General features: G+C 72.6%; 5 protein-coding genes. All 5 read right to left on the reverse strand.

Annotated elements, in window-relative coordinates:
• Positions 1-44: 44 nt before the first annotated feature.
• Positions 45-899, reverse strand: coding sequence for a sugar kinase (locus O3Q52_RS49890; protein WP_269655053.1), 855 nt, complete (start codon positions 897-899; stop codon positions 45-47).
• Positions 896-1,762 carry an SMP-30/gluconolactonase/LRE family protein gene (locus tag O3Q52_RS49895; RefSeq protein WP_269655056.1) on the reverse strand — a complete coding sequence of 289 codons (867 nt, stop codon included), beginning with the start codon at positions 1,760-1,762 and terminating at the stop codon, positions 896-898. Before O3Q52_RS49895 ends, O3Q52_RS49890 begins: the two co-directional genes overlap by 4 nt.
• Positions 1,763-1,929: 167 nt before the next feature.
• Positions 1,930-2,562 (reverse strand): bifunctional 4-hydroxy-2-oxoglutarate aldolase/2-dehydro-3-deoxy-phosphogluconate aldolase, encoded by a 633-nt coding sequence (locus tag O3Q52_RS49900; protein ID WP_269655054.1) that lies wholly within the window; start codon positions 2,560-2,562, stop codon positions 1,930-1,932.
• A 66-nt stretch (positions 2,563-2,628) separates the two neighbouring features.
• On the reverse strand, positions 2,629-3,447 hold the full coding sequence (locus O3Q52_RS49905) for a hypothetical protein (protein WP_269655055.1): 819 nt from the start codon (positions 3,445-3,447) through the stop codon (positions 2,629-2,631).
• On the reverse strand, positions 3,444-3,990 hold a 547-nt coding region (locus tag O3Q52_RS49910), incomplete at its 5' end, for an enolase C-terminal domain-like protein (RefSeq protein WP_332113020.1). The genes O3Q52_RS49910 and O3Q52_RS49905, both read right to left, overlap by 4 nt.

Genomic DNA, 3,990 nt, shown 5'->3' on the forward strand with positions numbered 1-3,990 from the left:
CGAACTGAAGCGCCGCGACCTGCATGTTCACCCTGGCTGAACCTCTAGAACCCCCGAATTACGTCGAACCCGGGCAGCAGGCCGGTCAGGAATCCGGCGGCGAAAGCGTCACCCGCGCCGACGGGCTCCACCACATCGGTGCGCAGAGCGGGCACCGTCCACGAACCCCCGTCGCCGAAGACGGTGACCGCACGACCGCCGTCCTTGACGACAAGGAGACGCGGATGCGGCAACAGCTTCCGTACGTCGGCCGGTTCGAGGTCGGCGTCCCACAGGTCCTGTGCCTCGTCGAGGCCGACGAAGGTGATGTCGGCTCGGTCGGCCAGGTCGCGCAGCACGGACGCGGCGGTCCTGGGCGGCCACAGGGCCGGGCGGTGATTGACGTCGAAGCTGATGGCGTACGGGCGCTCTGCGGGCGGAGTGGCAAGCGCCTCCACGACCAGGCTCCGGCAGGACGGCGACAGTGCCGGGGTCACGCCCGTCAGGTGGAGGACGGAGGCCGACCGCAGTCTCTCGTCGTCCAGTACGTCGGGTCCCAGGGCAGAGGCCGCCGAGTTGCCGCGGTAGTAGTGGACGCGGGTACGGGTGCCGGTCGGCTCCTTCACCAGCAGGCCCGTGGGCCTTTCCGGATCGGAGCGCACGCCGCCGGCGTCGACGCCCGCCGCACCGACCGCGGCACGCACACGCCGTCCCAACGCGTCGTCGCCCAGCGCCGACAGCCAGGAGACGGGGATGCCGAGGTCTGCCAGGTACATCGCCACGTTCGACTCGGCCCCGGCCACCGACACACGCAGGTCCTCGGCCGTTTCCAGCGATTCCGAGGGGCCGGGAGCCAGGGCGGCCATGGTCTCCCCGACGCAGACCACGGGTCCTTCGGCAGGCCTCCAGCCGTCCTTCATGACCTCTCCCCCGGGAGCGAAACCGAGCCGTCGTGGCGGTAGGCAGTCGCCGGTCGGCCCGGAACCTCGACACGGGCCGTGAACACCGCGCCGTCGTAGGGGCCCGGCTCGGCGAGTCCCACGCGGGCCGTCGTGATGTGGAGGAGATCCTCCTGCAGACACACCCCGGCGGGCTGTCGTGCGGGCAGACTCAGCGTGCGGTCCAGACGGCCGTCCGGCAGATACCGGCGTACGGATCCCGTGCCCCACACCGCCACCCATACGGCGCCTTCGACGTCCACCACCATGCCGTCGGGGCTGCCGTCGTCGACGGTGATGAACACCTCCGGGGGCCCGGGTTCGGCGGTGGCCGGGTCGACCGGGTAGCGCCTGATGCCTCCCCGGGCGCTGTCGGCCAGATACATGCTGGCGCCGCCGGCGGTGAAGGCCGGCCCGTTCGGCACCGTGATGTCGTCGAGGACGCGGGTCACCGTGCCGTCGTGGTCAACCCGGTAGAGGGAGCCGGCTCCCTCGTCGGCGTCGTAGGCCATGCTGCCCGCCCAGAAGCGGCCGAAGGGGTCGGTGGTCGCGTCGTTCATACGCATGGGTCGCGCGGCGTCCGCTTCGGGCTGTGCCAGCCACCGCGTCGACCCGTCGGGTGAGAGCAGGCAGATCCCGGTGCCCGCGGCGGCGATCCAGGTGCCGGGGGCATCGGCCACGGGGGCCACCGCGCCCAGGGGAACGGGCAGTTGGGCCAGTTGCCGCAGGGGGTCGGTGGGATGTCCGACGGCGGTGAGCAGACGTCCGGCGAGGATGTCCACGAGCACGATGCCGCGGTCCGTCCAGCGGATGCCCTCGCCGAGCTCCAGACGGTCGGGGCGGATGGCTTCGGCGCCGCCTCCGACCCTGGGCCCGGCTGCTGCGACTGCGGCTCCGGCTCCGACCCTGCGTCCGGCTCCGACCCTGCGTCCGGCTGTTCCGGCTCCGGCTCCGGCTCCGGCTGAGCCAGTCGCGCTCCCGGCTGCGCCTTCGGTGTGCGATGCGGATCCGGTCACGGCGTGTCTTTCCGTACGACGGTCAGGAAGGCGCGGGCTCGTTCGCGCAGCGCGGTCAGGCTGCCGCCGTCGGCGGCGTCTCCGATCAGCGGTGAGCCGACTCCGACCGCGGTCGCTCCGGCGGCCAGATACGCCCGGGCGGCAGCCTCGTCGACACCGCCCACCGGCACGAACAACTCGTGGGGGAACGGGCCCCGCAAGGCCTTCAGATAGGCGGGGCCGCCGGCCTCCGCGGCCGGGAAGATCTTCAGCGCTGCGGCGCCGAAGGGGCGTGCGGCCACGATTTCGGTGGGGGTCATCACGCCGGCGAGGACGGGCAGGCCGAGTTCGTGTGCCGCGGCGACGCCCTCACCGAGTGCGGGCGTGACGGCGAAGTTGGCGCCGGCCTGCTGGGCGGCGCGAGCGTCCTCGGCGGTCAGTACCGTGCCGGCGCCGAGGGGCCGGTCGGGGCCGAGCGCCTTGCGCGCCTGCTCGATGACGGACAGGGCGTCCGCGCCGGTCAGGGAGACCTCGATCAGCTCGACTCCTTCCTCGGCAAGGGTCAACACCGTGCGTACCGAGGCTTCGGGGTCGGCGCCGCGGATGATCGCGACCAGGCGGTGGGCGGCCAGGGCCGCTCGCAGATCCATGGACGAGTTCTCCCCTTCTTACGGGTTCGCATTCACGCGGGTTCTCAGAGGTTCACACAGGTCGGTTCAGGTACAGCGGCAGTTCGCGGTCAGTGTCAGCCGCCATCTCACCTCGCCCGACTCCGGTACCCGCGCAGCGTCGTCGGGGCCGGCCTCGGCGAGGTCGAAGACGCGGCCGAGCATCGGTTCGACGCCTGTGCTGCGGTAGGGGTGGGCGGCGGGAAAGCCGCCCAGGTTGCGCCACAGGGCGATGGACACGGGCTGCCCGTCGGCTTCGAGAGACAGCGACAGACGGTCGGCCCGGTCGTGGACGCAGCAGAGGGAGGCGTCCACGACGGCTCCCACGGCGGTGCCGTCGTCCGGGCCGAGTTGGTCGAGGCGCAGTCCACCGGGTGCGGGCCAGCTCCCTACGACCCAGGCGGCGCCTTGCGGCCACGCCCGGTCCAGCAGCGGCGCCGCCTCGGGGAAGAGGCGGGTGTTCGCTCCGTCGCGGATGTGCGGCGTCGCCCGGTCCGAGAGATCGAGCAGGGCGTGGGCGGCCCACACGAACCGGAAGCCCACGTCGGCCTTCAGCACGTAGTCGGCCTCGGCTCCCTCCACGGTGCCGCGGATCGTGCGGGTCAGGGTGAAGCGGTCGCAGTGGAGGACGTCGCTGTCACCGTCGCGCGTCCAGGGTCGTGACCAGGCGTCACCGTGGTCCGGGGTGCCGCGGACCGTGGGGATGCACTCCTCCAGTCCGCCCGCGTCCACGAAGGCGTCGCCCGGTGACACGCTCTGCCGCTCGGGTGCCTCGCGGTGCCAGAGCCATTCGCGCCCCGCCGTGCGCAGTGACGTCCAACGGCCGCCGTGGGCAAGGTCGGTGACGATGTCCATCGGTGCGGTCACCACTCCGCGAAGGAACCGTCGGAGTGCCGCCACACGGGGTTGCGCCAGGCGTGACCGGTGCGGTCGGCGGCGCGCACGGCGGCCTCGTCGACGGTGATACCGAGGCCGGGGGCGTCGCCGCGCGAGGCGTGGCCGTCGACGAACCGGAAGGGCTCGGTGTCGACGAGGTAGGAGAGGAGGTCGGCGTCCTTGTTGTAGTGGATGCCGCGGCTCTGCTCCTGGATCAGGAAGTTCGGGGTGGCGAACGCGACTTGGAGACTGGCGGCGAGCGCGATGGGGCCGAGCGGGCAGTGCGGGGCGAGCAGGGCGCCGTAGGTCTCGGCGAGCGAGGCGATGCGGTGCACCTCCGAGATGCCGCCGGCGTGGGACAGGTCGGGCTGGGCGACCGCGATGCCCGCGGTGAGTGCGGGCAGGAACTCGGCGCGTCCGTAGAGGCGCTCACCGGTGGCGAGCGGTACGGGGCTGGATGCGACCAGCCCGGCCAGCAGATGGCCTTGCTCGGGTACGACGGGCTCCTCGACGAACAGCGGGTGCAGCGGGGCG

The sequence above is a fragment of the Streptomyces sp. ActVer genome (assembly GCF_027270795.1).
GTDB classification, from domain to species: Bacteria; Actinomycetota; Actinomycetes; order Streptomycetales; family Streptomycetaceae; genus Streptomyces; species Streptomyces umbrinus_A.